Source organism: Micromonospora tarapacensis, assembly GCF_019697375.1.
Classification (GTDB): Bacteria; Actinomycetota; Actinomycetes; order Mycobacteriales; family Micromonosporaceae; genus Micromonospora; species Micromonospora tarapacensis.
The window spans coordinates 1,354,286-1,379,570 of record NZ_JAHCDI010000004.1 but is presented as its reverse complement, the minus strand read 5'-3'; the positions used below and the strand labels follow the sequence as shown (position 1 = coordinate 1,379,570).

Sequence of the window (25,285 nt, the reverse complement as noted above, 5' to 3'; positions counted from 1 at the left end):
CGTCCGAGCCGGACACGAGCTAGCAGGTACGCAGGAACCGGTCGAGAACCCGCACGCCGAACTGTAGTCCGTCCACCGGAACCCGCTCGTCGATGCCGTGGAACAGCGCCGAGAAGTTCAGGTCGGCCGGCAGCCGCAACGGTGCGAAGCCGAAGCAACGGACGCCCAACTGCGAGAACGCCTTGGCGTCGGTGCCACCGGAGAGCATGTACGGCACCGGCCGGGCACCGGGATCCTCGGCCCGCAGCGCGGCCGACATCGCCGCGACCAGGTCACCGTCGAAGGTGGTCTCCAGCGCCGGCTGACGCTGGACGTACTCGATCGCGATGTCCGGGCCGACCAGTTCGCGCAGCTGCCGCTCCAGCAGCTCGGACTGCCCGGGCAGGCTGCGGCAGTCGATGGTGGCGCTGGCCCGGCCGGGGATCACGTTGTCCTTGTAGCCGGCGGCGAGCCGGGTCGGGTTCGCGGTGTTGCGGATGGTGGCGCCGATGATGTTGGCGATCGGACCGAGCTTGGCGATGGCGGTCTCCGGATCCTCCGGGTCCAGCTCGATGCCGAGCACCTCGGAGACCTGTTCCAGGAAGGCCCGCACGGTGTCGGTGACGACCACCGGGAAGCGGTGCCGGCCGATCCGGGCCACCGCCTCGGCCAGCGCGGTCACCGCGTTGTCGTCGTGCAGCATCGAGCCGTGTCCGGGCCGCCCCCGGGCGTGCAGCCGCAGCCAGTCGATGCCCTTCTGGGCGGTCTCGATCAGGTAGAGCCGCCGCGACTCGTCCACCGTGTACGAGAAGCCGCCGACCTCACCGATCCCCTCCGTGCAGCCGTCGAAGAGGTCCCGGTGCCGGGTGGCCAGGAAATGGGCGCCGTAATCGCTGCCAGCCTCCTCGTCGGCGGTGTACGCGAGCACGATGTCCCGCGGCGGACGCACGCCGGTGCGCTGCCAGTGCCGCACCACGGCCAGGACCATCGCGTCGAAGTCCTTCATGTCGATGGCGCCCCGGCCCCACAGGTAGCCGTCCCGCAGTTCGCCGGAGAACGGATGCACCGACCACTCGTCGGCGTCGGCGGGCACGACGTCCAGATGCCCGTGCACGAGCAGCGCGCCGCGGCCGGGATCGGTGCCGGGGATCCGGGCGACGACGTTGGCCCGCCCGGGCGCCGACTCGTGGATCACCGCCGGGACACCGACCTCGGCCAGCTTCTCCGCGACGTACTCGGCGGCCCGGCGTTCCCCGGCGCTGGTGGCGTTCTCGCCCGTGTTCGTGGTGTCGATGCGTAGCAGATCCCGGCACAGGTCGACGACCTCGTCGGCGGGCGCGGGGAAGGCGGAGTGGACGTCGCTCGTCATCACCCCTTCATATCAGCCCGGGGTTTCGGTTCGGGCGGCTGCGGGTACTGCCGGGCCCGACCTGACGCCCACGTCTGCGCACCCCCCGCCAGCCGAGGAGGACACCATGTCCGTCCACCTGCCGCCGCTGCCACCCACCCCCGCCGACGGCTACCGGCCCGGCGGACGCAGCATCGCCGACCTCGTCGCCGAGGAGCACCGGCAGCTGCTGGAGCTGACCCGGCGGTTGATCGAGCCCGGACCGGACCCGGAGCACGGCCGGGACGTGCTCGTCGCCACGCTGTCCCGGCACCTGTCCGCCGAGGAGCAGTATCTGCTGCCCGCCGTCCGCCACGCCGTCGACAACGCCGACCCGCTGGTCGACGAGGTGGTGTCCGCCGACGTCGAGCTGCTCAGGGCGATGCGGGAGCTGACCGACGAGGGTCTCGCCGAGCTGGCCACCCGGATCGAGGCGCACGCCGGCGCCGTCGATCCGTTGGTGCAGCGGCTGTGCGCCGCCGCCACCGAGGAGGAGCTCATCCGGCTCGGCAACCGGCTGGAAATCGCCGAGGAGGCCGCGCCGACCCGCCCGCACCCGGCGGCGCCGCACACCCCGCCGTGGAACCGGATCGTCGAACCGGCGGTCGGCGTGGTGGACAAGGTCCGGGACGCCGTCACCGGCCGGCACACGCAGTTGGCTGAGCTGACCGAGCCGCCGGCAAGCTGAGAGACCCGCGACACGTTCACGGTCGTTGATCCGTCCAGGCCCTTCCGCCAGCTGCTTTGTGGCCCTACCGTCACGTCATGAATCTGGAGTTGCGCCACCTGCGGGTGGTCTGCGCCATCGCGGAGACGGGGAGCGTGACCAAGGCGGCCTCGACGCTCGGCCTGGCCCAGCCGGCGCTGACCGCCCAGCTCCAGCGCATCGAACGGACCCTGGGCGGTCCGCTGTTCGAGCGGGATCGACGTGGCGCCCGGCCCACCGCTCTCGGCGAGCTGGTCCTCGCCCGGGCCCGGGTGCTGCTGCCGGCGATGAAGGGCCTACAGGACGAGGCGGCCCGGCTGGCCGGGGCGGGCGACGCCCCCGCCGGTACCGGTTCGGCGGGGTCAACAGCCCGATCCTGGGCCGGCTGGTGCACCGGCTCGCCGCCGAGCAGCCGCAGGCCCAGATCACCACGCACGCCTCCTGGTCGGTCGACGAGCTGGCCCAGCTGGTCGCCGCCGCGCGGCTGGACTACGCGCTGACCGGGGTCTGCGGCGACTCCACCCCGTCGGCGGACTACGGCCTGAGCTGGCGGGAGGTCGCCGTCGACCCGGTCATGGTGCTGCTGCCGGAGACCCATCCGCTGGCCGGGCGCGACGAGGTGGACCTGGCCGACCTGCGACACGAGCAGTGGGTGGCGGCGCCGGGGGACGGCTGCTTCGGCGACTGCTTCGCCGCCGCCTGCGCCCGCGCCGGCTTCACCCCGCGCAAGGTGTACGAGGCCGACGTGCGCAGCTGTATCGACCTGGTGGACGCCGGCGAGGGGGTGGCGCTCTGCCAGGCCACGTTCCGTCCGGTGGCCGGCCTGGTGACCCGCCGGCTGGCCGGTACGCCCCTGCGTTGGCGGCTGATGCTGGGGTGGCACCCGGAGTCGCCCGCCGCCCCGACGGCGGACCTGGTGCTGGAGACGGCCCTGGTGGCGTACACCGACGCCCTCGCGCCGCATCCGGCGTATCTGGCCTGGCTGCTGCGCAACCCGGCGTTCGGGGTGCGGCGGCCGGCACCCGTGGTGGCCACTCCCGGGGTGCGAACCGCCTGAGCGCGGGTAAGGGGCGGGTATGACCGACCTCTATCCCGCTGCCGACGACCGCGAGTTGCTTCGTGAGGCGGCCGCCGCGCACACCACCGCCGTCCGGAACGTGGAAGCCTTCCTGCGCCGGTTACCGGAGGTGCCGGACCCGGCCGCCCTGGCCGAGTACGCCGCCCTGCTCACCCGCGAGGAGCAGACCCGTGCCGACCGGCAGGCCGCCGCCGACGCCGCCGGGCTGGCCATTGCCAGCCTCGAAGCCGAGTGAGCCCGTCAGTCTCTGTCACGCTTGCGGCGGGTGAGCGAGTAGGCGGTCGCGCCGGCAAGCAGGCCGGCCACCGCGCCGAGCAGCGCGGTGCCGACGGCCGAGTCGATCGCCTCGTAGTCGCTCGCGGACCAGCCCCAGAGCCAGCCGGCGGCCGCGCCCGCGACCAGCCCGATCAACGGCCAGCCCGCTGATCTCATGGGTTCACGCCCGTCGCCGGTCGGCGCGACGTCGGCTGCCGGTCAACAGCAGGAAGGCCACGCCGACGAGCATAACCGCTCCGATCACGGCGGCGAGCCCCGGGCCGCGCCGGCCCGCGGGTTTGACGTCCACCAGGACGGTTCCGGCCGCGGGATTGTAACCGCCGTTGGCGGCGACCCGCAGCTCGTAGCGCCCCGGCTGGGTGGCAGTTCCGGTGAACTCCCCGGTCTGTTTGGTGCCAGTGGTCGAGAACGTGTCTTGATCGCGGTCGAGCTCGAGCGGTCCACCGGCACTTTCGACCAGGACGCTCAACGGACGGTCAGCCCGCTCGGCTCGGCTCGACACCTCGTAGGGCAGGGTGAACTGCTCGCCGACCTCGGCGCTCAGCTTTTTTGGAAGAGCGATGCTGAGCTGTTCGGGTTGGATGGTGGTGGCAGTGAACCCGCTCGCGGGGTCGATCTCCACCCGGTCGACCAGCCCGTCGCCGTCCTGCAGGGCGACCTTGAAGGTGTTGGGCCCCGGGCTGACGGAGCCCGCCCTCGGATAGTTCTCGTAGTCGACGACGATGGAGTCGTCCTTCGTGACGGTGGTGACCGGCCCGCGTTGGTCGCAGCGGTCGTCCCGACGGCCAGCGCCAGCAGCGCCGGGACCGGTCCGCGCGGTGGATCTCGCCGGATGATGATCGTCGCGAGCGCGGCCCAGACCAGCATCGCACCGGTGAACCACAGGTAGTGGCCGACGACCTCGTCCCACAGGTGGGCTGCCTCGGCGGACGTGGCGTTGCTGATCGAGTTGGCGGACAGGTGGACGCCGTGTCCTTCGACGTAAGTGACGGCGCCTGCGAGGTAGACGAGCCAAACCACGGCCGAGGTCCCTCCCGCGCGCCAGAGGGAAGCGGCGGCGGGCAGGAGGAACGCGTAGGGCGTCGCCAAATCGATCCAGTCGGCCCAGCGGGTCGACCCGGACCCCACCGGGCCCAGCCACGCAAACCCGCTGCCGACGTGGTGGAACAAGGCATAGGCGATCGCGGAGGCCGCAAACCACCGGACGGAGCAGAGCACCCCCACATGGTCTGCCGAGGACGTCAGGTGCGCCAGCCCGGTGGCTAAATGATCAGCTCGACGACGCCTGCGACCCGGGCGTCACGTCCGAGCAGACCGGCATCGACCACGTGTCGAACCCCGGGTCTGATGGAGAGTTGGTTGACCCGAAGCCGAGTAGCCCGGCCGGACGTGCGGGTGTCTCCGGCGCGGTGCGGCGGCGCCGGGGACACCCGTGGCGGGGTCACCGTTCGACGAGCACGTCGTGGCCCAGGTCGAGCAGGCTGTGTCGCCATTCGTCGTCGGCGTTGCCCCGGCCGGGCTTGGCGGCGGTCAGCGAGCGGATCCGCTCGACGGCGTCCCGCATCACCTCGACGTCCTCCGGCGTCAGGTCGACCTTGCGCTTGCGCAGCACGGCGAGGATCTGCCGGCCCGGCTCCGGCAGGTTCAGGTCCGGGTCGGGGCCGAACGCGGCCTCGCCGGAGCCGCGGGTCAGCAGCCACTGTCGCAGTTGCTCGGACGGCACGTTGACCTCGGCGTGGAAGTCCTCCCAGAGCACTTCCACCTCCGGGTCGAGTCGCTGTTCGCGTGCCATCAGCCCTCCTCTGCCGGCGGCGACCCGGACTCCTCCGGGTGCCCCTCGTCGGTCTGCCCGCCCAGCCCCTCCGGCGGCACCCGCACCCGGGCGGGGTTGGCCGTCGGTGGCGCCAGGATCGCCTCGGTCCGCTCGTCCTCGCGGGCCTCGTCCGGTTCGGTCATCGGTGCCCTTCCGGTCAGCGGGGATGCGAGGTCGTCGCCCTGGCGTGCCCCCGGCCGGCCGACACGTCGAAGGTCAGCCGGTCGTCCCGGGCGTCGACGGTGACCCGCTGACCGGGCGAGATCTGCTGCTCCAGCAGCATCCGGGACAGGTGGTTGTCGACCTCCCGCTGGATCACCCGGCGCAGCGGCCGGGCCCCGAACTCCGGCTGGTAGCCGCGCTCGGCGAGCCAGTCGATGCCGGCGGTGGCGAAGTCCACCTCGATGTCCTGGGCGTGCAGCCGGCGACGGGTCTCCTCCAGCAGCAGCTCGGTGATCTGGCGCAGCTGCTCGGCCTCCAGCCGGCGGAAGATGATCACCTCGTCGATCCGGTTGAGGAACTCGGGGCGGAAGTTCTCCTGCAACCGGCGCATCAGCCGCTCCCGCAGTTCGTCGCTCTCCTGGGGGCTGCCCGGCTCGCCGGCACCGAAGCCGACCGCCCGCTGCGCGCCGGTGATCAGCTCGGAACCGATGTTGCTCGTCATGATGAGTACGGTGTTCTTGAAGTTGACGGTGCGGCCCTGGCTGTCGGTCAGCCGCCCGTCGTCGAGCACCTGCAACAACACGTTGAACACGTCCGGGTGGGCCTTCTCGATCTCGTCGAGCAGCACCACCGCGTACGGGCGGCGACGGACCGCCTCGGTGAGCTGGCCGGCCTCCTCGTACCCGACGTAGCCGGGTGGCGCGCCGACCAGCCGGCTGACCGTGTGCCGTTCCTGGAACTCGCTCATGTCCACCCGGACCATCCGGTCCGACTCGCCGAACAGCGCCTCCGCCAGCGCCCGGCCCAGCTCGGTCTTGCCGACGCCGGTGGGGCCGAGGAACAGGAAGCTGCCCATCGGCCGGTTCGGGTCGGCCAGCCCGGTACGGGAGCGACGGACCGCCTCGGCGACCGCGGTGACCGCGTCGTCCTGCCCGACGACCTTCTCGTGCAGCTGGCCCTCCAGCCGCAGCAGCCGGTCCCGCTCCTCCTCGGTGAGCTGGCTCGCCGGGATGCCGGTGGCCCGGGAGACCACCTCGGCGATCTCCTCCGGCCCCACCTCCGGCACCTGGCTGCCGCCGCCGTCGTCGCCCCGGGCCCGCTGCACCTGCCGTTCCAGTTCGGCGACCCGGTCGCGCAGCGTGGAGGCGCGTTCGTACTGCTCGTCGGTGACCGCCTGCTCCTTGTCCCGGCGCACCTCGTCGAGCTGCTGTTCCAGGTCACGCATGTCGGCGTCCGGGGTCCGGGTACGCAGCCGCACCCGGGCGCCGGCCTGGTCGATCAGGTCGATCGCCTTGTCCGGCAGGAAGCGGTCGGTGATGTAGCGGTCGGCCAGTTCGGTCGCGGTGACCAGCGCCTCGTCGGTGAAGCGCACCTGGTGGTGGGCCTCGTAACGGTCCCGCAGGCCGCGCAGGATGGCAACCGTGTCCTCGACGGTGGGTTCCGGCACGAAGACCGGCTGGAACCGGCGGGCCAGCGCGGCGTCCTTCTCGATGCTGCGCCGGTACTCGTCGAGCGTGGTCGCGCCGATCACCCGCAACTCGCCACGGGCCAGGGCCGGCTTGAGCATGTTGGAGGCGTCCATGCCACCCTCGCTGCCGGCGCCGCCCGCACCGACCAGAGTGTGGATCTCGTCCAGGAAGATGATCAGCTCTTCCCGGTGGGCCCGGATCTCGTCGATCACCTTCTTCAACCGCTCCTCGAAGTCGCCCCGGTAGCGGGTTCCGGCGACCAGCCCGGCCAGGTCGAGCTGGATCACCCGCTTGCCGAGCAGCGTCTGCGGCACGTCGCCGTCACAGATCCGCTCGGCCAGGCCCTCCACGATGGCGGTCTTGCCGACGCCGGCCTCGCCGATCAACACCGGGTTGTTCTTGGTACGCCGCGACAGGATCTCCACCGCCTGCTCGATCTCGTCGGCCCGGCCGATCACCGGGTCGATCTGCTCGTTGCGCGCCAGCTCGGTGAGGTCCTGCCCGTACTGGTCGAGCGTTGGCGTGCCTCGGTCCGGCCGTGGATTGGTCATCGGACCGCGCTCCGCGTTGGCGGCCTGCAACGACTCCGGCTGGATCCGCCCGGCGGCGAGCATCCGGCCGGCCGGCGACTCGGGGTTCAGCGGCAGCGCCATCAGGATGTGTTCCGGCCCGATGTAGTTCGCGCCCATCGCCCGGGAGAGCTGGTGGGCGTCGAGCAGGGCGCGCTTGGCCGCCGGGGTCAGTGACAGGTTCGGCGGGACCTCACCGTGCGGCGCACCGTCGCCCCGACCACCCAACGCGTTGACCAGGGTGTCCGGGTCCGCGCCCGCCCGGCGGACCAGATCGCGCAACGAGTCGCGCTGCAACGCCGCCCACAACAGGTGGTCGGTGTCCAGGTCACTGCTCTGCTTCTGGGCCGCCCGCCGGGCCGCGTCGGCCAGCATCTCGCGGGCGTCGGCGGTCATCAACCGGGTGATGTCGACCCGGTGCGCCGGCCGGCGCCCGCCCTCGCCCCGGCCGAAGTACCGCGCCAGGAACTCGTCCCACGGGTCGGAGCCGAAGTCGCCGGGTCCAATCATGTCTGTCCTCCGCGGTCGGCGCGAGACGGTCGGCACGGGCTACCCGGCCCCCGGCCGGACAAACGCCGCCGCCGCGCACCCGGGGCGGGGCGCGGGCGCGGCACGGCCGGAGCCGGTACGACTGGTGGCAGGCTGAGGGGATGGACCAGACACCCCTGCTCATCGTGGACGCCGCCAACGTGGTCGGATCGCGCCCGAACGGTTGGTGGCGCGACCGGGCCGGCGCGACCGCCCGACTGCGGGACACGCTGGCCCCGCTGGGCGAGCGGGGGGTGCCGCCGGACCTCCCACCGTCGGTGGAGGTGGTGCTGGTGGTGGAGGGCGCGGCCCGGGACGTGCCGGGGGTCGACGGGGTTCGCGTGGTGCCCGCCGACGGGTCCGGCGACGACGCCGTGGTCGACCTGGTCGCGAGGGCCGGGGACCGGCGCCGGGTGGTCGTCACCGCCGACCGCGAGTTGCGGGACCGGGTCACCGCGCTCGGCGCCGAGGTGCGCGGCCCGCGCTGGCTGCGGCCCTGACGGCGGCCGGGCCGGTCGCGCGCCCCGGATCGCCGTGGGTGACCGTCCGCCCACCAATCCCACGAATCGGACTCGGAGCGTCTATGGTCGACAACCGGTCAGCGGGGCGGGAACACTGACTGGGCGCATGTTCTTTCCCCTACCGGCATAGGCTCTAATGGAGTCCTCCCCGCCCCCAGGAGGTTCCGCGTGGCGAGCGTCGCCGAGCTCAAGGCAGCCATCGATGTCGCGCTCCAGCAGATCGGTGACGGCCAGAGCGCCGTGCAGGCCGCCGGCGAGAAACTTGCCGAGGCACAGCAGACTCTCGCCGGCGCGCTGGAGGGCAGCGGCCACACCACGGTCGAGGCGGCCCATGCCTCACTGACCCAGGCCAGCCAGGAGTTGGAGGAGTGCCTCGCCGCGACGCTCGTCGCGGTCGAGCAGGCCCAGCAGTACGTCTCGACGCTGTAGGGGCGGGCGTGTCCATCGTCGAGGACGTCGGCGCGCAGGTCCGTGCCGCCGCCGAGGAACTGCCGCTCGGCCTGCTGGCGCGGGCGCTGGAGAAGTTCGGGCTGGCCAGCGAGCGGCTGCGCTGGGTGCGTCAGGAGTCGGCCAATCCGATGGGTGTGCCGGAACTGTCCGCCGCCACCGAGCACGCCGAGACCGCCGGATACGCACTGCGGGTGGCCCAGGAGCAGCTGACCGCGTACCTGGCCGCGATCGGGCTGGCCCCCGACGGCGCGCCACCGCCTGCCGGGCAGCCGCAACGCCGCCCGGGCCACGACGCGCCCGGGTCGACCGACCCGCTGGCCGTCGCCCTCGAGCCCGCCGGCGAGGTGCGGTTGCGTCGCTGGTGGTCGGTACGGGTGGCGGAGCTGACCGGCGGGCGGGAGTGCCCGGCCGAGGGGCCCGACGAGCGGATAGCCGACTCCCGGGACCTGCTGCACCGGGTGGTTCGCGGTGTCCGGGCCGGCGACCGCGAGCGGTTGCACCGGGACCTGCGCGGCGCGCACGCCGACGTCGGGTTGGGCCTGGCCGCCGTCGCCCCGCCGCTGCTGCGCGATCTCGCCGCCGAGCTGCTCGGCCATCCGCCGCGCGGCGACGACCTGGCCCGGCTGCACCGCGAGCTGGACGGCCGGGTCCGGGACCTGCTGCCCGGCCTGCCCGCCCCGGTCCTGGACACCCTGCTCACCCGGGTCTGCCGGATGCCCCCACCCCGTCGCGGCGAGGACGAGCAGCCACACGCCGCCGATCCGGCGGTCACGGCCGGGGTGCTCACCGGCGTCCTGCTCGACCGGCTGGGCCGCGACCTGCCGGCCGAGCACGTCGACGCGGACCGGGCCGCCCACTCGGCGACCACCCGGGCTGCCCACCCGGGGCAGGTCGAGCCACACCGTGGACCCCGGCGCGGCCCACGGCCGGCCACCGCACGACCGGCGGGCCGAGGCGCGGGATCGATGGCTGACCGGCGCAATCAGCTGGTCGCCCGGGTCCGGGAACTGCTCGCCGAGGCGCTCGGCGCGTCCCGCACCCGGCTGGCGGCGGCCGAGTTCGCGCTGGCCGCCGCGCGGGAGCGGTCGGTACGCGTGCGCCGCGCCGCCGCGGGCGTACCCGAGCGGGTGGGCGCCGAACGCGACCGTCGCCTCGCCGAGATCGACTCCCGGCACGCCGCGCGGCTGGAGATCCTGGCCCGGCGGGCGGCCGAGGCCGCCGCCCGGGAGGCGCCCGGCGCGGGTTCGGCGGCCTGGCCGGCGTGGCGGCCCACCCCGCCGACCGGGCCGAGCCGCCGGGCGCGACGCGGGTCGGCACCGTCCGGCTGGTCGGGGCAGAGCCGGTGCCGGCGCTGGTGGCGCTGCTCGACGGCGGGCACGTGGCGCTGGACGGGGACGCGGAGGGCTGCGCGGCGGTGGTGTCCGCGCTGCTGCTGCGCAGCCTGGGCCGGGCCACGCCGGGAGGCGTACGGCTGGTCGGCTACGACCCGGACCGCCTCGGCGGCGGGCTGGCCGGCTTCGCCCCGCTGGGCCCGGCCGGGCTGCTCACCTTCGTCGGGCCGGGTGGCCTGGGCCGGCTGCTCGACGACCTGGTGGAGCAGGTCCGCCGGATCAACGAGACCGTCCTCGCCGGCGAGCACGCCTCGCTGCGCGAGCTGGCCGCCGCGACGGGGCGCCGCCCGGAGCCCTGGCGGGTCGCGGTGCTGCTCGGCGGGGAGGAGTTGTCCCGGCACGAGCGCGGCCAACTCGACCGGGTGGTGCGCGCCGGCGCCGCGTGCGGCGTACACCTGATCGTGCGGGGTGTCCCGTTGCCCGACGATCCGGCGGTCACCCGGGTGCTGGTGACCGCCGACGGTGCCCGGGTCGGCAGCCTGCCGGTTCGCCTCGACCCGCCCCCGCCGGCCACGCTGGTCACCGAGACCTGCCGGGACATCGCCACCGTGGTCAACGCCGGCCCCGCACCCACGCCGTTCAGCGACCTGCTGCCGCCGGCCGACCGGATGTGGCGCGAGGACTCGGCGACCGGTCTGACCGCGCCGATCGGCGAGGGACCGCACGGCCGGCCGGTGCTGCTGACCCTCGGCGACTACCCGCCGCACGCGCTGATCGGCGGGCCCTCCGGCACCGGCAAGACCAACCTGATCTTCGCCTGGATCGGCGCGCTGGCCGCCCGGTACTCCCCCACCGAGCTGGAGTTCTACCTGCTGGACTTCAAGGAGGGGGTGTCCTTCGCCCGGTTCGCCCAGGGCCGGCGCGACCCGAGCTGGCTGCCGCACATGCGGCTGGTCGGCATCAACGTCAACACCGACCGGGAGTTCGGCCTGGCCCTGTTGCGGTTCCTCGCCGAGGAACTGCGCCGGCGCGCCGACGCGGCGAAGAAGCACGAGGCCACCAAGCTCTCCGAGCTGCGTACGGTGGACCCGACCGGGCACTGGCCGCGGATCGTGGCGGTGGTCGACGAGTTCCAGATGCTGCTGGCGGGCCGGGACGCGGTGGCCCGGGAGGCGGCCGACCTGCTGGAGGACCTGGCCCGACGGGGTCGCTCGCAGGGCATCCACCTGGTGCTGGCCTCGCAGGACGTGCGGGGCATCGAGGCGTTGTGGGGCCGCCCCGCCCTGGTCGCGCAGTTCACCCTGCGCATCGCGCTGCCCAAGGCGCTGCGGATCCTCGCCGAACGCAACGACGCCGCCCAGTCGCTGCCACGGCACCACGCGGTGGTCAACGCCGAGTCCGGGCTGGCCGAGGGAAACCAGGTGGCCCGGATCCCGTCGGCGGGCGACTGGGAGACCTGGAGCGGACTGCAGCACCGGCTGTGGCGGATGCGCCCGGCCGAGGCGGCACCCGCGCGCCTCTTCGACGGCGACGCGATCCCGCGGCTGGCCGATGCGCCGGACTTCCGGGCGCTGCGGGCGCCGGAGGTGGGCACACCGCGGAATCCGGTCGCGCTGCTCGGGGAGATCATCGACGTGCAGGCCCGCTCGGCGGTACTGCGGCTGCCCCGGGCGCCGGGGCGAAACCTGGCCGTGCTGGGCACCCGGATCGACGAGGCGTGCGCGGTGCTGGACGCGGCGGCCCGGTCGCTGGCCCGGCAGCACCGCCCCGGCAGTGCCCGGTTCTCCATCGCCTGCCTGGATCCGGACGCCGACCCGGCGGCCCGGGCCCTCTACGACGATCTCGCCGACGACGCCGCCTGGTACGACGAGGAGACCGTGGCCGAGCTGATGACCGAGACGGCCGACGGCCTGGGTGCGCCCGGGGGCACGGGGGCGCCGCACTACCTGCTGCTGTTCGCCGTCGACGCGGCGGCCGGGACGCTCGCGGCCCGGGCCGGGCGGAGCACCGGGCTGGAACACCTGCGCCGGATCCTGCACGACGGCCCCGAGCGGCGCACGCACGTGCTGGCCTGGTGGCGCGGGGTGGCCCGGATGCGGGCCGACCTGGGTGGGACGGGCGCCCGTACCGACCAGATCGGCGCCTGGGTCGCGCTGGACACCCACGGCGGGGAGCTGGGCTCGTCGTTGTACCCGGGCAGCGGCGGGCCGGACTGGTATCCCCGGCCGTGGCGGGGACTCTTCTTCGACCGGGCGGTGCACCGCAGCGGGCAGACCATCATCCCCTACGGACCATCGCGATGAACGAAGCGGTGACCAGCGAGACGTACGCGTCCCAGCTCCGGCGGCTCGCCGAGCTGACCGCCCGGGTGCAGGAGCAGCGCGAGGAGGCCCGGGCCTGGCACGAGCAGCAGTGCGCGGCGGCCGACCGGGCGGTGGCCGAGTCCGCCGACGAGGTCAGCCGGGCCGAACGGGAACTGGTCGCGGCGCGCGAGGCGCAGGAGCGGGTGGACGCCGAGGTGGCGATCCTGTGGCAGGAGCTGAACAGCCGGCTGGGCGGCGGCGGACGGCGGGCCGGCGCTCCCCGACGCCCGTGCCGGACGCCACCGCCGAGCCGGTCGCGCTGCTGGATGGCGTACGGGACCTGCTGCGGCGTACCCGACAACCGGGCGAACTGCCGGGCAACGTCAACCCGCTGCTGGCGTTGTGCGGGATGGCCGGTGCGGTGCTGGCGTACGTGCTGGGCGCCGGAGCCCGCGCCCTGGCCGGACGCAACGACGGTGACCTGGCCGTCGGCCTGCCGGTGCTGGCCCTGGTGGTGACGCTGCTCGGCCCGGTCCTGGGACTGATCCCGGCGCGGGTGATCGCCGACCGGCAACACGCCGTGCTGAGCCCTCGCCCCGTGCTGATCGTGGTGGCCGCCGGCCTCACCACCACCTTCCTCCTCCTCGCCCTCCCCCTCCTCTCCTAGCCCCCACCCGCCGGGTTGTTGATCATAAAGTTAGCGGTCGGTTCGATCTCCGAATCCGCCGGCAACCTCATGGTCAACAGCGCTCGGGCGGTGGGGGGGTCGAGTCAGGCGGGGGTCAGGGCGGCTTCGCGGAGGAGGCGGCGGGTGAGGGTCAGGCGGTCGGCGTCGGTGTCCAGGCCCGGCAGGTCGGCCACCCGGATCACGTCGCCGGCGAGCAGGGCGCGCACCGCGGGCGCGCACCGCGCGGGCAGGGTGATCGTGCGGTCGAACAGGCGCAGCGCGACCCGCTCGCCCGCAGCGCCGAGCTGCCAGCGAAGGCCCGGCCGGACGGTGACCCGGCTGTCCGCGTCCAGCGCGGCGAGCGCGGCGGCCTGGGCCAGGGACGAATCGGGACCGGGCGGGACGCCGGCCAGACCCGCTGCCGCAGCCGGGCTGCCACCGCCCCGGGTCGGCGCGCAGCAGCCAGTCGCGCAGCGCCTCGACGGTCTCGGTCAGCTCCGGTTCGACGGCGTCCGGGTCGGCCAGGTCGGTGCCGAACGGCAGCGTCGCGCGCAGCCGCTGGTCCTCGGCGGCCAGCCCGAGCAACTCCTCGACCAGCGCGTACCGGGTCAGCGCCCGGATGCCCACGGTCAGGTGCAGCGAGCTGGACTCCTGGGCCTGGGCGCTGTGCAGCCACCCCCGGGGCAGGTAGAGCGTGTCGCCCGGCTCCAGCACCACGTCCAGCGCGGCCAGGCCCTGCGCCGTGGCGGAGACCTCGTCGGCCCGCCCGCCCCACGGCTGGCGTTCCAGCGGATCGGGCAGCACCGGCGGGTGGATGCGCCAGTGTTTGCGACCGTCGACCTGGAGCACGAAGACGTCATGGGTGTCGTAGTGGGTGGCGAAACCCTGACTTCCGGGCGGCGTCAGGTAGGCGTTGACCTGCATCGGCTGGCCCACGGCCCGGCTCAGCTCACCGGTGAAGTCGATAAGCGCCGGCCAGTTGCGGTGCAGGCCCTGCAGGACGAGGGTGGCGCCATCGGCGTACAGCTGGAGGACCTTCTCGTCGAGGACCTGATCGCCGATCTCGGCACCGACACCGCCACCGCCGGTGTACTGCTGTGCCGGCAGCAGTTGGCCGTCCCGGGCCACCCGCAGGAACGGGGTACGCAGCCCGCGCCGGCTGAGCAACTCGTCGGCGTCGGCGGGGCTGAGCAGATCGGTGAAGCCGGCCGGGTTGGGCAGTTCGGCGGCGCGGGACAGCAGTGGCGTGCGTCCCCAGTGCGCGGTGGCGAACTTCGCCGGCTCCACGCTGACGCAGCGGACCAGGGCCGCCGGGCGGCCGTGGCCGCCCGGCGGGTCGAGGTGCGTCATGGTGAACGGCCGTCAGGCGCTGCCGTCGGCGCCGCCGTCATGCTGGCCCGGGGTGGCACCGCCGTCGGCCGGCCCTCGGCGCTACCGTCGGCGCCACCGTCGTGCTGGCCCGGGTGGCACCGCCGTCGGCCGGCCCTCGGCGCCACCGTCCGCGCCACCGTCGTGCTGACCTGGGTGGCACCGCCGTCGGCCGGCCCTCGGGCCCGCCGCCGCCGGTGGTCTGCATGTCGTCGTCGTTGAGTGGCATCGTGCTCCCTCGGATGGACCCGCCCCGCCGCCGTTGGTCGGGTGCGTCGTGCCGCGGGTGGTACCCCGCGGCCGATCTTCTCTAACCACACCTGATCCCACGGTAAACGCCCGGACCGCCCGTCACGACCGGTTCACCGCACCGGCCGCGGGCCACCGAACGCGACCGCCGGTCCGGGCCGGGGCCCGCCCCGACGGTGGGGCGGGCCGCGAGGTGGCCGGTCAGGGCATGATCCGGGCGATGCCGGCGGGCATGGTGTCCGTCACGTCGTCCCACTCGCCCTGGGTGACGTGCCGGCGCAGGGTGTCAAGCACCACCTGAACCACCCGCTCCGGACCGCCCTCCACGTCGTACGGGAAGCCCTGGCGGACCTCGTAGAGGAAGTCGTCCCGGTTGAGCTTGATCGGCACGTCCTGCGGCTGCCAGCCGTCGAAGTAGACGCCCCGCACCACCATCGGCAGCTGCGCGGAGAACTCCACGCTCTCCTGCACCGGCATCCGGTCACGCAACAGGTGCAGCACGGTACGAAGGGCGGCGTACGACTGGTTACGCCGCTCCTTCGGCCACCCGTACGCCTGCTCGATGTCCTTCAGGATCAGGTTGGTCTTGTCCACCGAAGACTCGATCGCGGACTGGAACTGCTCAGCCATCTGTCCACCCCCGTAGGTCGGTTTCCCACCGTCGGTCGTCGTGGCGTCGCGGCGGGCCCAGCGGGTCACGCCGGGACCGGATCGGGCTGCCCTGGCCGGCCCGCGGCACCCGTCGGGCCCGGTCGATGCTCCCGACGACGTGCAGCACCACCTCGCGTCGCCGGTGCGGTAGCACGCCAGCCGTCATCGTCAACCACCCCCGTGATGTCGCCTTCACGGCACGGTCGACGGAGCCGACCGCACTCCCCCATGGTCGGCACGGTCGGGGTGAGCCGCCCTCACCCCGGCCGGGTGAGACGACCGGCCGACGCCACGGCGACGCGGGCCTAGGCGGGTTCGGTGAGGAGGGCCTGGAGTTGTTGGGCGTTGGTCTGGGCATAGTCCCGGTAGCAGTTGTTCATCAGCACGTGGGTCTGCTGTGTCTCGGCGGCCAGCTCCCGCAGCCTGGGCGCCCAGTCTCGTAGCTCCCGGTCCGAGTAGCGGTAGCCGAACTTCTCGTGGATGTCCTTGCTGGTCCACCTGTCGCTGTGGCCGTGGAAGCGGACCACCGCGAGGTCCGAGGTGGCGGCCAGCACCGGCGGGATCGAGGAGCGGTGGCCCTGTGGCATGTCCACGCCGACGTACGCCAGCCGGTGCCTGCGCAGCAGGTCGAGGGTCTCCGCGGCGTTGTCACCGTCGAACCAGGAGGCGTGCCGGAACTCGAAGACCGGTCGCAGCGGCGCGCAGCGCTTCGTCACCTCCAGCAGATACTGCTTGTTGTCCCGCCGGATGGTGAACCAGGGTGGGAACTGAAACAGCAGCGCGCCGAGCTTGCCCGCCCCGACCAGCGGGTCGAGGGCGCTGAGGAAGCGCGTCCAGACCTCCTCGTACGCCTGCGGCGGCAGGTCGTCGGGGTAGAGGTTGCGCTTGTCGGTCTCCGGCCGCAGGTCCTTGTAGATCGCACTGACCTTGGTGGGGTGGCCGGTGAGCAGGCTGAACGCCTTGATGTTGAAGGTGAAGCCGGCCGGGGTGCGCTCGGCCCACAGTTTCGCCGTACGCTCGGCCGGCGGCGAGTAGTAGGTGGCGTCGACCTCGACCAGCGGGAACTGCCGCGCGTAGTAGGCGAGCCGCTTCTCGGGTGTGTCGGCCGTCTGCGGGTACCAGCCCGAGTCGAGCAGGGTCCGGTCGGTCCAGGACGCGGTGCCCACCTTGAGCTCACCCACGGGTGCAGTCCACCGTGTCCCGGACCGGCCGGCAACCGCTGCGACTCAGGCTGCCCGGCGTTCGCGGGTCTGTTTGCAGGCCACGCAGGTGGTGGCCGAGGGGAAGATCTCCAGCCGCTCCACGGGGATGGGTGCGGTGCAGCCCTCGCAGAAGCCGTAGGTGCCCTCGTCGAGGCGGGTCAGGGCGTGCTCGTACTGGGCCCGACGGTCCAGGATGGTGCGCAGCAACGACTGCGCGGTGTCCCGCTCGGCGGTCTTGGTACCGCTGTCTGCCTGGTCGTCGCCGGCGGTGTCGCCGACCTCGACCAGCCGCAGCACCTGACTCTGCTGCACCGCCTGCTCGTACTCCGCCGACAGCTCGTCGTGGCGGGCCCGCAGGGAGAGCCGGATCTGATCGATCTCCGCCTGAGGTCGGCCCGTGCCGACCGTGTCGTGGACGAGCATGGCTGCCTGCCTTTCCTGGGCCTCATCGTCGTCGCGGACGGGGCCTTCCCCATCCGGTCATACCGCCCAAGTGATCACACCCAGGCGCTGTGAGCCCCGCGAATACCCTGCTCGCCCCGGGATCAAACCGCCTCATCGGCGGATTCCACCAGCGCCGGGCGGCGCGGGTCGTCGACCCGGACCACCACGTCGGCGAAGGTCGCCGGGGCGACCTCGGCGGCGTACCGGTCGAAGGCGGGCAGCGTCCACGCCAGGTCGGGATCGGTGCGCCGGTCCAGTGCGGCGGCCGACATCTCCAGGTGCACGACGACATCGAACGGCAGCCCGGCGCCGAGCAGGAAGGCACCGCTGACCACCACCAGACCGCCGGGCGGCAGTTCGACGTACCGGGCCCGGCTGGCCCGGTCGGCCTCTGCGTCCCAGAGCGTGGGCAACAGCCGACCGGTCCCGACCGGCCCGGCCGGGTCCAGCACCTCGCGGCGCAGCCCGACCTCGTCGACCCAGCCCTCGTAGTACGCGTCCGGATTGGTGCGGCCCCGTTCCAGCCGGACCGAGGCCGGTCGCAGGAAGTCGTCGGCCCGCACGTGCAGCGCCGGACGGCCGAGGGCGCGCAGCGGGTCGACCAGGGCGGCGGCCAGCTCGTCGGGACGGGCGGCGGGGCGCCGTCCACGGCGACCCGCAGCCGCCCGTCCGGCTCGGCCCCGGCGAGCCGGACGGCCAACTCGGCGACCAGAAGCTCCGGCGAGATGGGACGCACACGCATCCGACCATCGTGCCCGGTGACCGCGACAGGCACACCGGCACCCGGCCGGCCGCCGGGGGTCAGCCCGTGTGGTCCAGGGTGACGCGGGCGTCGTCGGCCAACCGGTAGCCGACTCCGTAGACGGTGGTGACCAGCGGAACGTCCACGCCGACCTTGCCGCGCAGCCGGCGGACGTGCACGTCCACGGTACGGACGCCGGCATGCTCGTAACCCCAGACCGCGTTGAGCAACTGGAGCCGGGTGAAGACCCGCCGGGGGTGCGCCACCAGGTGCAGCAGCAGGTCGAACTCCAGCCGGGTCAGGGGCAGCGGATCCCCGTCGCGCAGCACCGACCGGGACGAGGCCAGGATGTGCAGGGTGGGAATGGTCGGGGCGAGTTGCCGCGCCGGCGTACGCCCGGCGGGGACCGCCTCGGTGCGCCGCTCCGGCACCACGGCGGCGGTGGAGATGGTGCCCTCCCCCCGCTCCAGCATCTCCCGCGCCGCGTCCAGCAGGCGGCGCGCGGCCGGGGTCAGCGACTCCTCACACGCCAGCGGGATGGACAGGGTGACCGTGAGCACCGGACTGGCGGCGCTGGTGGGACGGCGCTGACCGCCGGGAGGTCGACCGGGAACCGCGGGTTGGGACGTGTGCCATCCGGCGCGCGACGAAGCGGGGCTGACCGACATGGTCCTCCTTGGCTGGTCCGGGTTTTCCCCACGGCCCCGGGACGCCGCCTTTCGATGCTTCCCGGCGACCGTACGAGAATCAAGGGCCGACTGCGTTGCATGAATGTGACAATTGACCGACACATCGGAGCCGACCGCTCGCTCTCCGTACGAGGCAAGATGATTACAGCAGAGTCGCCAAGTTGACCTGATGCGGGGGGTCACCGTGGCGATCCGCGTGCCCTCGACCGAGCGACCCGTACCGAGCGCGACGTCGGGTGATCACGCTCCCACGAACCCTCGCTGTCACGCGGACGGGACAGCCCGGCGGCGCGGTGACACGGGCCTGGTTCGCGTCCTGCCCTTGGCCGACCGGGCCCGACCGCCGACCGAGATCGTCCGACCGGCCGCGAACGGCGGCACGACGACGACTAGCCTGTACCGGTGAGCGATGAACTCGACGCCGAGACCCTGGAGTTCGCGCACCGGATGTTCGACCTGGCGCGCGACGGCGCGACCGCGGAACTGGCCGGGTTCGTCGACGCGGGGCTGCCGGTCGACCTGACCAACGAGAAGGGCGACAGCCTGCTGATCCTGGCGGCGTACCACGCCCATCCGGACACCGTCGACGCGCTGCTGACCCGCGGCGCCGACCACACCCGCGCCAACGACCGGGGGCAGACCGCGCTGGCCGCGGCGGTGTTCCGCAAGAACTCCGAGGCGGTCCGCGCGCTGCTCGACGCCGGCGCCGACCCCGACGGCGGTAGTCCGTCCGCCGTGGAGACCGCCCAGTTCTTCGACCTGCCGGAGATGCTCGCCCTGCTGCGTCCCGCCTGAGCAGCGCCTACTTCGCGGCCTCGATGAGGAACCGGCGGGCGTGGGCGACGAACGGGCCCTCGGCCTGGATGCGCGCGTGCAGCCGGAGCAGGGCGGGCCGGTGGGCCGCCACGGTGAAGCCGGGCACGGTCCAGACCACCTTGCGCAGGAACCAGACCACCGCGCCGATATCGTGAAAGACCGTACGCAGCGTCGCCTCGCGCAGGTCCAGCACCGTCAGACCGGCCGCCCGGGCAGCGGCGACCGCCCTTTCGGGGTGCCGCCGCGGCGGCGGCAACGGCCCGAGGATCGCCTCGCTGAGTTCACCCATCGTCCCCGGGCCGATCTGCTGGGACAGGAACGTCCCGCCGGGGCGCAGCACCCGGGCCACCTCCGGCCAGTCGGTACGCACCGGATGCCGGCTGACCACCAGGTCGAAGGCGGCGTCCCGGAAGGGCAGCGGCGCGTCGGCGGTCACCGCCACCACGCTCGCACCGAGTGGGCGCAGATTGGCCCGGGCCACCGGCACGTTCGGCGGCCACGCCTCGGTCGCGGCCAGCAGCCGGGGCGGGTGGGGCACCTCGGCGAGGACCTCTGCCCCGCCGGTGTCGATGTCCAACGCCGCGTCGGCCGCCGCCATCCGCGCCGCCATCAGGCGGGCGTACCCCAGGGTGGCCGCTCCTCGGTGGCCCGGCCGGCGAGCCAGTCGAACCCCAGCCCGTCACCGGTGCGGCGGCCCCCTCGGCGACCAGTTCCTCGAAGCTCGCGTCGGCCGTCACCGGGCCAGCCTGCCGGGCGCGCCGCCGGCCGGCAACACAGATTCCGGCGCCCCGCCCTACCGCCCACCGCCGACGATCTCGGCGGTGGGCCCGTCGACGGTGCGGAGGGCGTCGAGGCCGGTGGTCTCGACCCGGCCCGCCTCGAAGTGACGCATCAACCGGGCACCGAGGTGGACACCCAGGCCGCCGACGGTGAGGGCGAGCAACTCGACGATCAGCAGCACCGGTGACGCGCCGCGGTTCGACGCGCCGGCCCGGACGAGGCAGGACAGCAGGAACAGCCCGGCCATGCCGGCGTTGACGAGGTTGAAGGTGACCGCGGTGCGGCGGGTCCGGTCCGGGGGCACGTCCCACAGGTCGACCATCCCGGCCACCGCCGTCAACGCCGCCGCCACCAGGGCGGCCACCGCCGTCCAGTAGCCGACCTCGCCCAGGAACACCGGACCGCCGATCACGTCGGCGAGATCGAAGATGGTGGCGCAGACGAAGAGCCCGTACGGGAATGTCACCAACATCGGTTGGATCGGATGCCCCTGCACCCGCAGCCGGCTCTGCATTGTCGCCCCCTGGGATCGGTTCAGCCCATCAGCCCAGGGTGCTACCCGGGCGCCGCCTCGGCGAAACGACCCGCCGCGGTCAGTTGTCCCGGGGCCGGGAGACCGTGCTGACCAGCCGCTCCGCCACCTCGCGCAGCGGGATCGACAACGATGACGCCGCGGTGCGCAGCACGTCGAGGGCGTCCTGGGCCGGGCAGCCGCGCTGGGTCATGATCACGCCTACGGCCTGGCCGATCACGCCCTCGCCGAGCAGCGCGGCGTCCCGCTCACCGGCCAGCACGGCGCGCCGCTCCCGGTCGCGTACCGCCGCCAGCAGCAGACCGGCGTGCTCGGCGAGCAGCATCGCGGTCAGCTGGTGGCCCGGGGTGAGCACGTCGGACTCACCGGCGTAGAGGGTCACCGCACCGATCACCTGGTCGTCGATGTCGACCGGCGCCGAGATCACCCCCCGCACTCCCAGCTCGCGGGCCCGCGGGGTCCAGCCCGACCAGCGCGGTTCGGCGCCCAGGTCCTCCGCGCCGACCATCTCCCGGCGCCGGATGGCGTCCATCGCCGGGGTGTCCGCGCCGTACCGCAGGTCGTCCAGCCCGCTGAGCGTGGCGTCGGAGGCGGCCACGCCGGCCGGCTCACCGGCCCGCAGCGCGGTGAATCCGCACCAGCGAACCCCGACCAGCGCGTCGCGGGTGATCCGGACCAGCCCGGACAGCGCCTGGTCGAAGTCGTCGACGGCGATCAGGCCGGCGGTCAACTCCCGCAGCAGAGCCGCCGTCTCCAGCACCCCGAGGGTCTCCGCCAGCGGTGGACTGGCCTCCAGGTTCACCGGCGCCCAGCCCTCGTACGCCCGGCCAGCGTCGTCACCTGTCTCCTCCTCGGCTGGGGCCGCGGCTCGGCGACCGCCCCTCGACACCACGGACTCGCCCTACTACCCGCGCCGACAACGGTCGAAACGGCGCAAACCGTGGCCCCAGGATACGGGTGCCACCGCGAGGTGCGCTGCCGGCCCGACGGGGCTCAGCGAGAGCCGGCGCCGCTGAGTCGCCGCCCGACCGAGGCGATCAGCCGGTCCAGCTCCGAACCGAACGGGTTGTCGTGCACGAGGTACGTCCAGGTGGCGCTCGGCCGCACCAGCTCGCCCTCGTCCGGCTGCCAGTCCTCGTCGAACTCGGTCTCGGTGAAGGTGGCCAGGGTCCGCGCCTCGATCTCCGGGACCAGCTCGGTGAAGGCCGGCACCGCGGCCCGGTGGAACTCGTCGAGCGGATCGAGCCGACCCAGGGCCCGCAGGTGCACGCCCTCGCGGACCTCCGACAGCTCGGCCAGGTGGGCGGCCCACAGCCGGTCGAGGTGGTAGAGCGCGATCGACCGGGCGACCCGGGCCAGCAGGTCCTCGTCCATCTCGCCGGCCTTCTCCGGCAGCTTGTCCAGCAGCATCAACGCCGCGACGTCGCTGGTCAGCAGCCGCTCCCGACGCTCGGCGAGCGCCTTGCGCTGCTGCTCGGTCACCACGCTGTAGCGCCAGGTGTTGCGGTGGATCTCGTGGTTGACCCCCTCCGCCACCCGCTGGGCGTGCTCGACGGCGTAGTCCACCTGCGGATCCGTGACCAGGCCGTCGGCGTTCATCCGCGGCGACGGCGGCACCGCGTCGCCGGCGTGCCGGACGACGAGGTCGTCCTCCAGGCTGACGAAGAAGACCGACCCGCCCGGGTCGCCCTGCCGGCCGGCCCGGCCGCGCAGCTGGTCGTCGACGCGGCGGCTGTCGTGCCGGCCGCCGCCGATCACGTAGAGGCCACCCAGCTCGGCCACCCGGTCCCGGTCGGCCTGGTCGCTGCCACCGAGCCGGATGTCCACGCCACGACCGGCCATCTGGGTGGAGACGGTCACCGCGCCGTGCGCGCCGGCCTCGGCGATGATCGCCGCCTCCTCGTCGTCGTTCTTGGCGTTGAGCACCACGCACGACACGCCCGCCGCGTTGAGGCCGGCGGCCAGTTGCTCGGACTCCTTGACGTCGAGGGTGCCGATCAGCACCGGGCGTCCGTCGGAGTGGCAGCGTTTGATCTCGTCGATCAGCGCCTCCTCCTTCTCCGCCCGGGTGGCGTAGATCCGGTCCGTCTCGTCGACCCGCACGCAGGGGGTGTTCGGCGGGATGACCGCGACCTCCAGGCCGAAGAACTCGCGCAGCTGGTCGCCGACGAGCACCGCCGTCGCGGTCATGCCGCACAGCTTCGGGTACAGGCCGATGAACGCCTGCACCGCGATGGTGCCGAGCACCTCGCCCTCGGCCGTGGCGTCCAGACCCTCCTTGGCCTCGACCGCCGCCTGGAGCCCGTCGGGCCAGCGGCGACGCTGGGCGACCCGGCCGCGCATCTCGTCGATCAACTCGACCGTGCCGTCCCGGACGATGTAGTCCACGTCCCGGTGCAGCAGGGCGTGCGCGTGCAACGCCACGTTCACCGCCGATAGCTGCTCGACGTTCTCCTCGTCGTACAGGTCGATGCCGAGCTTGGCCTCGACCGAGGCCAGGCCGGTGGAGGTGAACGCCACGCTCCGGCCGTCCTCGGCGACCGTGTAGTGCCTGCCCCGGCGCAGACCGCGCACCAGCGCTGCGGCGGCGTGCACCGGGTCCTGCTCGCCGGGCACCGAGCCGGCGAGCACCATCGGCACCCGGGCCTCGTCGATCAGGATCGAGTCGGCCTCGTCGACGATGGCGGTGCGCAGCGGGCGCTGCACCCGGTCGTCGACGTCGGTGACGAGCTGGTCGCGCAGGAAGTCGAAGCCGGCCTCACTGACCGAGACGTAGGTCACGTCGCAGGCGTACGCGGCGCGCCGCTCGATCGGCGTGGACGCCTCGTTGACCCAGCCGACGGTGAGCCCGAGCAGGGTGTAGATCGGCTCCATCCACTGGGCGTCGCGGCGGGCCAGGTAGTCGTTGACGGTGAGCACGTGCACCGGCCCGTTGCCGAGCCGGACGTGCCCGTACGCGGCGATCGCGGCGGTGAGGGTCTTGCCCTCACCGGTGGCCATCTCGGCGACCTTGCCGGCGAGCAGCGACATCGCGCCGAGCAGCTGCACGTCGTATGGCCGCTGGTCGATGCCGCGGCGGGCGGCCTCGCGGCCGAGCGCGCAGATCTCCTCGTAGCTCGACGCCGCCGCAGCCGCCTCGGTGAGCTCGGCGTCGTCGAACGCCGAGATCTCCTCCTCGCGCGCTTCGATGGCCGGCAGCAGCTTCTCCAGCGGGGCCAGGTCGACCGTGGTCCCCGGGCGCTGGAGGAACCGGCGGAACCTGGTCTTCAACCGTTGCGACACACCCATGAGCGGCAACGGTACGCGACGAGAGGCGGCTTTCGCGGCCCGCCCGGCGCGCCGTCGCATTCGTGCCCCTCAGCGCCGGTCCGAGAGGGTCCCCCGGCCGGCGCAATCAAACGTTCATCCGCCGGGAACGTGCCCGGAGCACGGTCGTGATCAAGCTGGGAGGACGGATCCGGTTAGCGTGCGGGGTGCTGGGAAATCTACTTCCCGGTCTTCCCGCCGACGAGGGGGTGCCTGTGCGCAACGACGAATCTCTGGTCTCGCCGGTGGTGGAGGCCTGGGCCACCTATCGGACCACCTCAGCGGCCGACTGGCCGACGCGGCGGTTGCTGCGTGCCAAGGGGGACAGCCGGGTCAGCGTGGTGCTGCCGGCTCGCAACGAGGAAGCCACCGTGGGCGCGATCGTGGCGACCATCCGCGAGCACCTGATGGACCGGGTGTCGCTGGTCGACGAGCTGATCGTGGTCGACTCACGGTCCACCGACCGCACCGCGTCGGTGGCCCGGGCCGCCGGCGCGGAGGTGGTCAGCCAGGACGCGATGACCCGCGGGCTGCCCCGGCTGACCGGCAAGGGCGACGCGCTCTGGGCCGGGCTGGCGGCGGCCGAGGGCGACGTGGTGGCCTTCGTCGACGCCGATCTGCGGGAGTTCCGTCCGCATTTCGTCACCGGGCTGCTCGGGCCGCTGCTCACCGACCGGTCGGTCGACTTCGTCAAGGGCTTCTACCACCGGCCGCTGGTCAGCACGAGCGGCGTGGAGGCCGACGGGGGCGGGCGGGTGACGGAGCTGATGGCCCGCCCGATGCTGAACCTGTTCTGGCCGGAACTGGCCGGTTTCGTGCAACCTCTCGCCGGCGAGTACGCCGGGCGCCGCGAGGTGCTGGCGCAGGTGCCGTTCGTCTCCGGTTACGGCGTCGAGACCGCCATGCTGATCGACCTGCTCGAACTCGTCGGCCTGGACGCGCTGGCCCAGGTGGATCTGGGCGAGCGCAAACACCGGCACCAGGACACCGCCGCGCTGGGCCGGATGTCCGCCCAGATCATGCTCACCGCCTGGTCGCGACTGCAACGACGAGGCTGGGCGAACCCGGAGGTGCTGCCCACCGCCCTGCTGACCCAGTTCCGCCGCGGCGGCACCGAGGCCCTGCCGAACCTGGACCGGGAGATCGTGGTCAGCGACGTCGCCGTCGAGGAGCGACCGCCGCTGGCGCAGCTGCGGCATCAGGTGCCACGGCGCCGGGTGGCCGCCGCCTGAACGGCCGGCGGGTCAGCCGGGGCGGCCGGACGCCG

At 73.5% G+C, this 25,285-nt stretch carries 20 protein-coding genes and 8 pseudogenes; 10 read left to right on the top strand and 18 right to left on the bottom strand.

The genetic code is table 11. The features are described 5' to 3' along the window. Positions 1–19 precede the first annotated feature (19 nt). Positions 20–1,348, bottom strand: a complete 1,329-nt coding sequence (locus KIF24_RS12210; protein WP_221084139.1) for a M20/M25/M40 family metallo-hydrolase — start codon at positions 1,346–1,348, stop codon at positions 20–22. A gap of 106 nt (positions 1,349–1,454) precedes the next feature. Between KIF24_RS12210 and KIF24_RS12205 the strand changes: the two genes are divergently transcribed. The 3 genes and pseudogenes from KIF24_RS12205 to KIF24_RS12195 all read left to right on the top strand — a co-directional run bounded on the left by KIF24_RS12205 (position 1,455) and on the right by KIF24_RS12195 (position 3,385). Continuing rightward, entirely contained in the window at positions 1,455–2,054 is a 600-nt protein-coding gene (locus KIF24_RS12205) for a hemerythrin domain-containing protein (protein WP_221084138.1), read from the top strand. Positions 2,055–2,131: 77 nt separating this feature from the next. Next, positions 2,132–3,129 (top strand): annotated as a pseudogene (locus tag KIF24_RS12200) (LysR family transcriptional regulator). A gap of 19 nt (positions 3,130–3,148) precedes the next feature. Continuing rightward, the gene (locus tag KIF24_RS12195; RefSeq protein ID WP_221084137.1) at positions 3,149–3,385 is read left to right on the top strand and encodes a hypothetical protein; all 237 of its coding nucleotides are present in this window, start codon (positions 3,149–3,151) and stop codon (positions 3,383–3,385) included. A gap of 5 nt (positions 3,386–3,390) precedes the next feature. Here the strand turns inward: KIF24_RS12195 and KIF24_RS12190 are convergent, their stop codons facing one another. The 5 genes from KIF24_RS12190 to KIF24_RS12170 form a co-directional block, all read right to left on the bottom strand. Next, a complete protein-coding gene (locus tag KIF24_RS12190) occupies positions 3,391–3,582 on the bottom strand; it encodes a hypothetical protein (protein WP_210823542.1) in 192 nt (63 codons plus the stop codon). Positions 3,583–3,586: 4 nt separating this feature from the next. Next, positions 3,587–4,309, bottom strand: coding sequence for a hypothetical protein (locus KIF24_RS12185; protein ID WP_221084136.1), 723 nt, complete (start codon positions 4,307–4,309; stop codon positions 3,587–3,589). 558 nt (positions 4,310–4,867) lie between these two features. Beyond that, positions 4,868–5,218: a DUF3140 domain-containing protein gene (locus KIF24_RS12180; protein WP_210823553.1), complete on the bottom strand. Its 351-nt coding sequence runs from the start codon at positions 5,216–5,218 to the stop codon at positions 4,868–4,870. Then, positions 5,218–5,382, bottom strand: a complete 165-nt coding sequence (locus KIF24_RS12175; RefSeq protein ID WP_221084135.1) for a hypothetical protein — start codon at positions 5,380–5,382, stop codon at positions 5,218–5,220. The genes KIF24_RS12180 and KIF24_RS12175 overlap by 1 nt, the downstream gene beginning before the upstream one ends. A 14-nt stretch (positions 5,383–5,396) precedes the next feature. Continuing rightward, on the bottom strand, positions 5,397–7,949 hold the full coding sequence (locus tag KIF24_RS12170) for an ATP-dependent Clp protease ATP-binding subunit (protein WP_221084134.1): 2,553 nt from the start codon (positions 7,947–7,949) through the stop codon (positions 5,397–5,399). 140 nt (positions 7,950–8,089) lie between these two features. On the opposite strand from KIF24_RS12170, the gene KIF24_RS12165 reads away from it, so the two are divergent. The 5 genes and pseudogenes from KIF24_RS12165 to KIF24_RS12145 all read left to right on the top strand — a co-directional run bounded on the left by KIF24_RS12165 (position 8,090) and on the right by KIF24_RS12145 (position 13,239). Further along, positions 8,090–8,467 carry a PIN domain-containing protein gene (locus KIF24_RS12165; protein ID WP_221084133.1) on the top strand — a complete coding sequence of 126 codons (378 nt, stop codon included), beginning with the start codon at positions 8,090–8,092 and terminating at the stop codon, positions 8,465–8,467. Between the two features lie 189 nt (positions 8,468–8,656). Next, positions 8,657–8,917 carry a hypothetical protein gene (locus KIF24_RS12160; protein ID WP_221084132.1) on the top strand — a complete coding sequence of 87 codons (261 nt, stop codon included), beginning with the start codon at positions 8,657–8,659 and terminating at the stop codon, positions 8,915–8,917. An 8-nt stretch (positions 8,918–8,925) separates the two neighbouring features. Then, positions 8,926–9,822 (top strand): annotated as a pseudogene (locus KIF24_RS12155) (hypothetical protein); the annotation flags it as partial. A gap of 81 nt (positions 9,823–9,903) precedes the next feature. Further along, a pseudogene (locus tag KIF24_RS12150) lies at positions 9,904–12,572 on the top strand (FtsK/SpoIIIE domain-containing protein). Further along, positions 12,569–13,239 (top strand): annotated as a pseudogene (locus tag KIF24_RS12145) (hypothetical protein). The pseudogenes KIF24_RS12150 and KIF24_RS12145 overlap by 4 nt, the downstream one beginning before the upstream one ends. 104 nt (positions 13,240–13,343) lie before the next feature. Here KIF24_RS12145 and KIF24_RS12140 read toward each other — a convergent pair. From KIF24_RS12140 to KIF24_RS12105, 8 genes and pseudogenes are all read right to left on the bottom strand, one after another. Next, a pseudogene (locus KIF24_RS12140) lies at positions 13,344–14,589 on the bottom strand (cupin domain-containing protein). A 15-nt stretch (positions 14,590–14,604) separates the two neighbouring features. Further along, positions 14,605–14,836: pseudogene (locus tag KIF24_RS12135) on the bottom strand (hypothetical protein); the annotation flags it as partial. Positions 14,837–15,057: 221 nt separating this feature from the next. Continuing rightward, complete coding sequence (locus KIF24_RS12130) at positions 15,058–15,486, bottom strand: DUF2267 domain-containing protein (RefSeq protein WP_221084131.1); 429 nt, start codon at positions 15,484–15,486, stop codon at positions 15,058–15,060. Further along, positions 15,479–15,673 (bottom strand): hypothetical protein, encoded by a 195-nt coding sequence (locus KIF24_RS12125; RefSeq protein ID WP_221084130.1) that lies wholly within the window; start codon positions 15,671–15,673, stop codon positions 15,479–15,481. The genes KIF24_RS12130 and KIF24_RS12125 overlap by 8 nt, the downstream gene beginning before the upstream one ends. 139 nt (positions 15,674–15,812) lie before the next feature. Beyond that, positions 15,813–16,688 carry a DUF72 domain-containing protein gene (locus tag KIF24_RS12120; RefSeq protein ID WP_221084129.1) on the bottom strand — a complete coding sequence of 292 codons (876 nt, stop codon included), beginning with the start codon at positions 16,686–16,688 and terminating at the stop codon, positions 15,813–15,815. Positions 16,689–16,733: 45 nt separating this feature from the next. Then, positions 16,734–17,132: a TraR/DksA family transcriptional regulator gene (locus KIF24_RS12115; protein WP_221084128.1), complete on the bottom strand. Its 399-nt coding sequence runs from the start codon at positions 17,130–17,132 to the stop codon at positions 16,734–16,736. A gap of 122 nt (positions 17,133–17,254) precedes the next feature. Beyond that, positions 17,255–17,895 (bottom strand): annotated as a pseudogene (locus tag KIF24_RS12110) (uridine kinase). A 59-nt stretch (positions 17,896–17,954) separates the two neighbouring features. Beyond that, positions 17,955–18,563, bottom strand: coding sequence for a winged helix-turn-helix domain-containing protein (locus KIF24_RS12105; RefSeq protein ID WP_221084127.1), 609 nt, complete (start codon positions 18,561–18,563; stop codon positions 17,955–17,957). Positions 18,564–18,986: 423 nt separating this feature from the next. Between KIF24_RS12105 and KIF24_RS12100 the strand changes: the two genes are divergently transcribed. Then, positions 18,987–19,379: an ankyrin repeat domain-containing protein gene (locus KIF24_RS12100; RefSeq protein WP_221084126.1), complete on the top strand. Its 393-nt coding sequence runs from the start codon at positions 18,987–18,989 to the stop codon at positions 19,377–19,379. 7 nt (positions 19,380–19,386) lie between these two features. Here KIF24_RS12100 and KIF24_RS12095 read toward each other — a convergent pair. The 4 genes and pseudogenes from KIF24_RS12095 to secA2 all read right to left on the bottom strand — a co-directional run bounded on the left by KIF24_RS12095 (position 19,387) and on the right by secA2 (position 24,000). After that, positions 19,387–20,137: pseudogene (locus KIF24_RS12095) on the bottom strand (class I SAM-dependent methyltransferase). 56 nt (positions 20,138–20,193) lie between these two features. Then, on the bottom strand, positions 20,194–20,694 hold the full coding sequence (locus KIF24_RS12090; RefSeq protein WP_221084125.1) for a DUF2231 domain-containing protein: 501 nt from the start codon (positions 20,692–20,694) through the stop codon (positions 20,194–20,196). A gap of 79 nt (positions 20,695–20,773) precedes the next feature. Next, positions 20,774–21,514, bottom strand: a complete 741-nt coding sequence (locus KIF24_RS12085; protein WP_221087314.1) for a GAF and ANTAR domain-containing protein — start codon at positions 21,512–21,514, stop codon at positions 20,774–20,776. A gap of 191 nt (positions 21,515–21,705) precedes the next feature. Then, positions 21,706–24,000 carry an accessory Sec system translocase SecA2 gene (gene secA2 / locus KIF24_RS12080; protein ID WP_221084124.1) on the bottom strand — a complete coding sequence of 765 codons (2,295 nt, stop codon included), beginning with the start codon at positions 23,998–24,000 and terminating at the stop codon, positions 21,706–21,708. Positions 24,001–24,266: 266 nt separating this feature from the next. On the opposite strand from secA2, the gene KIF24_RS12075 reads away from it, so the two are divergent. After that, positions 24,267–25,250 carry a glucosyl-3-phosphoglycerate synthase gene (locus KIF24_RS12075; RefSeq protein WP_331461362.1) on the top strand — a complete coding sequence of 328 codons (984 nt, stop codon included), beginning with the start codon at positions 24,267–24,269 and terminating at the stop codon, positions 25,248–25,250. Positions 25,251–25,285: the final 35 nt, after the last annotated feature.

What these genes read in the sequence shown, in the direction of transcription:
- KIF24_RS12210 (WP_221084139.1), bottom strand. Translation starts at nt 1,348, where the DNA reads ATGACGAGCGACGTCCACTCCGCCTTCCCCGCGCCCGCCGACGAGGTC.
- KIF24_RS12205 (WP_221084138.1), top strand. Translation starts at nt 1,455, where the DNA reads ATGTCCGTCCACCTGCCGCCGCTGCCACCCACCCCCGCCGACGGCTAC.
- KIF24_RS12195 (WP_221084137.1), top strand. Translation starts at nt 3,149, where the DNA reads ATGACCGACCTCTATCCCGCTGCCGACGACCGCGAGTTGCTTCGTGAG.
- KIF24_RS12190 (WP_210823542.1), bottom strand. Translation starts at nt 3,582, where the DNA reads ATGAGATCAGCGGGCTGGCCGTTGATCGGGCTGGTCGCGGGCGCGGCC.
- KIF24_RS12180 (WP_210823553.1), bottom strand. Translation starts at nt 5,218, where the DNA reads ATGGCACGCGAACAGCGACTCGACCCGGAGGTGGAAGTGCTCTGGGAG.
- KIF24_RS12175 (WP_221084135.1), bottom strand. Translation starts at nt 5,382, where the DNA reads ATGACCGAACCGGACGAGGCCCGCGAGGACGAGCGGACCGAGGCGATC.
- KIF24_RS12170 (WP_221084134.1), bottom strand. Translation starts at nt 7,949, where the DNA reads ATGATTGGACCCGGCGACTTCGGCTCCGACCCGTGGGACGAGTTCCTG.
- KIF24_RS12165 (WP_221084133.1), top strand. Translation starts at nt 8,090, where the DNA reads ATGGACCAGACACCCCTGCTCATCGTGGACGCCGCCAACGTGGTCGGA.
- KIF24_RS12130 (WP_221084131.1), bottom strand. Translation starts at nt 15,486, where the DNA reads ATGGCTGAGCAGTTCCAGTCCGCGATCGAGTCTTCGGTGGACAAGACC.
- KIF24_RS12125 (WP_221084130.1), bottom strand. Translation starts at nt 15,673, where the DNA reads ATGACGGCTGGCGTGCTACCGCACCGGCGACGCGAGGTGGTGCTGCAC.
- KIF24_RS12115 (WP_221084128.1), bottom strand. Translation starts at nt 17,132, where the DNA reads ATGCTCGTCCACGACACGGTCGGCACGGGCCGACCTCAGGCGGAGATC.
- KIF24_RS12105 (WP_221084127.1), bottom strand. Translation starts at nt 18,563, where the DNA reads ATGTCGGTCAGCCCCGCTTCGTCGCGCGCCGGATGGCACACGTCCCAA.
- KIF24_RS12090 (WP_221084125.1), bottom strand. Translation starts at nt 20,694, where the DNA reads ATGCAGAGCCGGCTGCGGGTGCAGGGGCATCCGATCCAACCGATGTTG.
- secA2 (WP_221084124.1), bottom strand. Translation starts at nt 24,000, where the DNA reads ATGGGTGTGTCGCAACGGTTGAAGACCAGGTTCCGCCGGTTCCTCCAG.